4 protein-coding genes and 1 pseudogene are annotated in these 5,118 nt (G+C 71.7%); 4 read left to right on the forward strand and 1 reads right to left on the reverse strand.

Going from position 1 to position 5,118, the window contains the following annotated elements:
* Positions 1-442 (reverse strand): annotated as a pseudogene (locus AB0M47_RS42020) (hypothetical protein); the annotation flags it as partial.
* Positions 443-619: 177 nt separating this feature from the next.
* On the opposite strand from AB0M47_RS42020, the gene AB0M47_RS42025 reads away from it, so the two are divergent.
* The 4 genes from AB0M47_RS42025 (at position 620) to AB0M47_RS42040 (ending at position 4,640) form a co-directional block, all read left to right on the forward strand.
* Positions 620-1,417, forward strand: coding sequence for an ABC-2 family transporter protein (locus AB0M47_RS42025; protein ID WP_363424450.1), 798 nt, complete (start codon positions 620-622; stop codon positions 1,415-1,417).
* Positions 1,410-2,207 (forward strand): ABC-2 family transporter protein, encoded by a 798-nt coding sequence (locus tag AB0M47_RS42030; RefSeq protein WP_363424452.1) that lies wholly within the window; start codon positions 1,410-1,412, stop codon positions 2,205-2,207. Before AB0M47_RS42025 ends, AB0M47_RS42030 begins: the two co-directional genes overlap by 8 nt.
* Positions 2,204-3,178, forward strand: coding sequence for an ATP-binding cassette domain-containing protein (locus AB0M47_RS42035; protein WP_363424455.1), 975 nt, complete (start codon positions 2,204-2,206; stop codon positions 3,176-3,178). Before AB0M47_RS42030 ends, AB0M47_RS42035 begins: the two co-directional genes overlap by 4 nt.
* 163 nt (positions 3,179-3,341) lie before the next feature.
* Positions 3,342-4,640 carry an MFS transporter gene (locus AB0M47_RS42040; protein WP_363424458.1) on the forward strand — a complete coding sequence of 433 codons (1,299 nt, stop codon included), beginning with the start codon at positions 3,342-3,344 and terminating at the stop codon, positions 4,638-4,640.
* Positions 4,641-5,118: the final 478 nt, after the last annotated feature.

Genomic DNA, 5,118 nt, shown 5'->3' on the forward strand with positions numbered 1-5,118 from the left:
CCTGCTGCGGGCCGGGCTGGCCGTAGACCTGGCCGGGCGGGCCGTACTGCTGGCCCTGCTGCGGCTGACCGTGCGGTGCCTGCGGACCGCCCGGGTACTGCCCCGGAGGGAACTGGCCGGGTGGCGGACCGTAGCCGGGCTGCGCGTAACCCGCGCCCGGGTGCTGCGGCTGACCCGGGTGCTGTGGCTGGCCGGGGTGCTGCTGGTGGCCGTTGGGACCCGGCGGCAGCGGCTGGCCGTTCGGCCCGAACTGCGGCTGCGCCATGCCGGTCGCGCGGGGCGGGAACGGCCCCGGCGGCGTGGCCTGGCCGTGCTGCTGCGGATCGGGGTTGTCGTCGGCGGGTTGGCGCTGAGCAGGCACCTTCGACCACGGCGAGGTCGGCGTGCCAGCCCAAGCTGGGACGTCCGACCCGGGCCGGCCGCTGGTGCGCTCGATGGTCACGCCACACCTCGTGAAGATCGGGTCGCCGGTGTCCCGGCGAAAACGGTTGTCCCGCCGTTCCCTGACGACGATAGGGTCACCCCGGCCGGCAGAGAAGATGCGGTTGCAACGGGAGGGTACGGCGTGCCGAATGTCACCGCCACTGTGGCTCGGGTACCTTTCCGAAACTTCTCCGAAGTGGTGGGACGATTCGGGGCATTAGCCGCAATCGGCTTTCGTCGTTATGCCACCTATCGGCAGGCGGCCATCGCCTCGCTGGCGACCAACACGATGTTCGGGTTCCTGCGGTCGTACGTCCTGCTCGGAGTGGCCGCCGGAACGGGTGCGGCGGCCGGCTACTCCACCGAGCAGCTGCTCACCTTCGTCTGGCTCGGCCAGGGGCTCATCGGCGTCGTCCAGCTCTGGGGCTGGTCCGAACTGTCCGACCGCATCCGCAGCGGCGACGTGGTGATGGACTTGCTCCGCCCCCAGCGGACCCTCACCACCTACCTCGCCCAGGACATGGGGCGAGCCGGGCTGGCGATGCTCATTCGGTTCGCGCCGCCGCTGATCGTCGCGAGCCTCGTCTTCGGCCTGGCCGAGCCGCAGCACGTCTGGACCTATCCGCTCGGGCTGCTGTCCATCGTGCTGGCCGTGGTCGTCTGCTTCTGCTGCCGGTTCCTGGTCAACTGCTGCGCGTACTGGTTGCTCGACAACCGTGGGCCGTCCATGTTCTGGTTGTTCTGCTCCGGCCTGTTCGGCGGGCTGTTCTTCCCGCTGCGCTTCCTGCCCGAGCCGCTCATGTGGGCGCTGTGGCTGGCCACGCCCTTTCCCTCGCTTCTCCAGGCTCCGCTCGACGTCATCTCCGAGTACGCCGGCCGGCCCGGACCGCTGGTGATCGTGGGCCTGCAACTGTTCTGGGCCGCGGTGCTGCTCGGGCTGTGCGAGCTGGTCCAGCGCCGGGCCGAGCGGAGGCTGGTGGTGCAAGGTGGCTGACCGGCCCTACGTCGCGCTCGCCCTCGCCCAGGTACGCAGCCAGGCGTCCTACCGGGTGTCGTTCTGGCTGGACATGGCGGGCAACCTCGTCGTGCTCTCCGCTGACCTCATGGCGATGCTGGTCATGTTCCAGGTGACCGACGACCTCGGCGGCTTCAGCCGGCCGCAGGTGCTGCTGATGTTCGCGATCACCGCCGTCGCGTTCGCCCTGGCCGATCTGGCCGTCGGCAACATCGAGCGCATCCGTGTCTACGTCCGGACCGGGACGCTGGACACCGTGCTGGTGCGGCCGTTGGGCGTACTGGGGCAGTTGCTGGCGGTGGACTTCAGCATCCGGCGGCTGAGCCGGGTCGTGTACGCGGCGGTCATCCTCGCGGTCGCGCTGCACGCCGCGCACCTCGCCTGGACGGTGCCGAAAGCCGTGTTGCTGCTGGTCGCGATCGTGGCCGGGGCGCTCTTCTTCGCGGCGCTCTTCGTCGCCTCGGCGACCGTCGCGTTCTGGTGGATCGAATCGGGCGAGCTGGGCAACATCGTCACCTACGGCGGGCGCGACTTCACGGCGTACCCGATGTCGCTGTATGGGGCGTGGTTCCGGCGGCTCTTCGGCTTCGTCCTGGGCCTCGGCTTCATCTCGTACTATCCGGCGCTGGCCCTGCTGGGCCGGCCGGACCCGATCGGGCTGCCGGACTGGACCGGCTGGGTCGCACCGCTGGCCGGACCGATCGCCGCCACCGTCGCGGCGCTCATCTGGCGCACCGGGGTGCGCCATTACAGGAGCACGGGATCATGACTGTCATCGAGGTACGCGGCCTGCGCAAGCACTTCACCATCCGCAAGAAGGTGAGCCGGTTCCGCCGGGAGTCCACCGAGGTACGCGCGGTCGACGGCGTCGACCTGACGGTGGAACGCGGCGAACTGCTCGGCTACCTCGGCCCCAACGGTGCCGGGAAGTCCACCACGCTGAAGATGCTGACCGGCGTGCTCACCCCGAGCGGCGGCGAGCTGAGCGTCTGCGGGCTCACCCCGGTGCCGCAGCGGCGGCGGCTGGCTGCCCGCATCGGCGTGGTCTTCGGCCAACGGTCCGCGCTCCAATGGGACCTGCCGCTGCGGGAGTCGTTCTCGTTGCTGCGCCACGTCTATCGCGTACCAGCTGGTGATCACGAGACGGCCTTGCGCCGGTGCCGGGACCTGCTGGACCTCGACGCCTTCCTGGACACCCCGGTCCGGCAGCTGTCGCTCGGTCAGCGGATGCGCGGCGAGCTGACCGCCGCGCTCCTGCACCGGCCCGAGGTGATCTTCCTCGACGAGCCGACCATCGGCCTCGACGTGCTCAGCAAGCAGGCGGTCCGGGGTTTCCTCGCCGAGCTGGGCGCCCGGGGCGATACGACGATCGTCCTGACCACCCACGACCTGGCCGACATCGAACGGCTCTGCCGGCGGATCGTGGTCATCGACCACGGCCGGGTCGTCCACGACGGCTCGTTGCCCGAACTGCACGCGCGCTACGGCTCGCGCCGCCGGGTCACGGTCGACTTCGCCGAACCCGTGACGGGGCTCTCCGTCGAGGTGCCCGGCGTCACCCTCGAACGGGCCGAGGGCACCCGGCTGGAGTTCGCCCTGGAGAGCACGGCCGAGGTCGGCGACCTGCTGGCGCGGCTCGTCGCCGTCGGCGGCCTGCGCGACGTCACGATCGCCGAACCAGAGATCGAGGATGTGATCTCCCGCCTCTACACCTCCCAAGTCGCCGCCCCCGTCGACTAGACTTCACGGGTCCGCCTCGGTGGACATTGCTCAGGGCCGTCGGGGACGTACCGCTTCTCGGCGTGGGACGAATCGTCGCTGCCTGAGCATCACGTACAGGGCCGTAAGGGGCATGCCGGTTGGGTGGGACGGCATGCGAAGACTCTTACGTTGGAGCCCTCACTTGTCTCGCTATCGCGCGGTCGTGCAGACCACCGGCCCGTTCTTCCTCGTCGTCGCCTTCCTGGCCCGGCTGCCCGCCGCGATGGGCCCGCTCGGCGTGGTCACCCTCGTCGCCGCCACCACCGGCAGCTTCGCCGTCGCCGGGGCGGTCGCTGCCGCGTACGGGGTGGGCGCGGCGGTGGGCGGCCCGGTCGTCGGGGCCCTGAGTGACCGGCACGGCCAGCGCCTCGTCGGCGTCACGACCGCGGTGATCGACGCGGTGGCGCTGGCCGCGATCGTGCTCGCGGTCACCTCCGGCGCCCCGCCCGCGGCGGTCGCGCTGGTCGCCGCGCTCGCCGGCTTCGCGAATCCCCAGGTGGGCCCACTGGTACGCGTCAGGTGGGCGACCTTGTTCAGTGACCCGAGTCGCACCCGGCTGCTGCCCACCGCGTTCTCCTACGAGGGGGCGGCCGACGAACTGTCCTACATGGCCGGTCCGGCCCTGGTCGGCATCGTGGCATTGGCCGGACCGCCGACCCTGCCGTTGCTCGTGGCGGCCGTCCTCCTGCTGCTGGCGGCGATCCCGTTCGCGCTGCACCCGACCACCCCACCCGTACGCGGTGTCATGCCGGCCCGCAGCCGCGACCGGCTGCCCGTCGGAGCGGTGTCGATGCTGGTCGCGGCGATGGCGGTGATCGGCGTGCTGTTCGGCGCCACGCAGACCGGCGTGACGGCGTACGCGGAAGAGTCGGGCATGCCAGGCGCGGCCGGCCTGATCTACGCGGTGCTCGGCATCGGTAGCGCGGCCGCCGGAGTCGCCACCGCCTGGCTGCCCGCCCGATGGGGCCCCATCCTCCGGTACGCCACCGCAGCGGTAGCCCTCGCCGCCGGAGCGATCGCGCTCGTCGTGCTGGGGACGTCGCTGGGCGGCGTACTGGCGGCGATGGCCGTCCTCGGCGTCGTCAGCGCGCCCTACCTGATCGCCGTCAACGCCCTGGCCAGCGCGATCGGCCCAGCCCGGCGCGCGTCGGCAGTCATGACGCTGGTCGCCTCCGGCGTCGTCGCCGGGGGTGCGATCGGCGGCGCCGTGGGTGGACGCCTCGCTGACGCGTACGGGTACGCCGGTGCTTTCGCCGTCCCCGCCGTCGCCTCGCTCGCCGGGGTGGCGCTCGCCGCCGCCTCCCGGCGCCTGCTCGCCCCCGCGCTCCGCTCCGCCCCCGCGCTCCGCTCCGCCGCCGCCGCGGCTGACGCCGCCGCTCCCGTGCCCCCCACCCTTCGCGTTGATCATGGAGTTAACCGTGGTCTCGACGGAGTGTCGTGACCGTAAACCTCATGATCAACGGACACGGCGCATCGTCGTGATTGCGCGCCCGGCGTATGCGCTCCGGCCGATTCTCATGATCATGTGCCGAGGGCGTGCGCCCTATGGCGGTTTCGCGCACACCTCGGCGCATGACCAAGGAAACCGGCCGGATTTAGCAGACTGAGGGCGCACGATCTTGGCCACGCGTCGCATTGACCGCCCCGCCGTCCGACCGTAAACGCCGCCTCGATCCCGTTGATCATGGAGTTTCCGGTCACGCCACACCGCCGAGACCACAGTTAACTCCATGATCAACGAGGCGGTCGGCGGGAGCCGAGGCGGTCGGCGGGAGCCGCGGCGGGCGGCGGGAGCCGCGGCGGGCGGCGGGAGCCGAGGCGGGCGGCGGGAGCCGAGGCGGGCGGCGGGAGCCGAGCGGGGCGAGCGGGGCGAGCGAGGGGGAGGGGGCTCACCGCCGGGGTGGCATGGTGAACTCGCC

Origin of the sequence: Hamadaea sp. NPDC051192, from assembly GCF_040682475.1 — a bacterium.
Classification (GTDB): Bacteria; Actinomycetota; Actinomycetes; order Mycobacteriales; family Micromonosporaceae; genus Hamadaea; species Hamadaea flava.

Bases quoted from the DNA above. Each gene is read 5' to 3' on its own strand.
- AB0M47_RS42035 (WP_363424455.1), top strand. From the start codon at position 2,204: ATGACTGTCATCGAGGTACGCGGCCTGCGCAAGCACTTCACCATCCGC.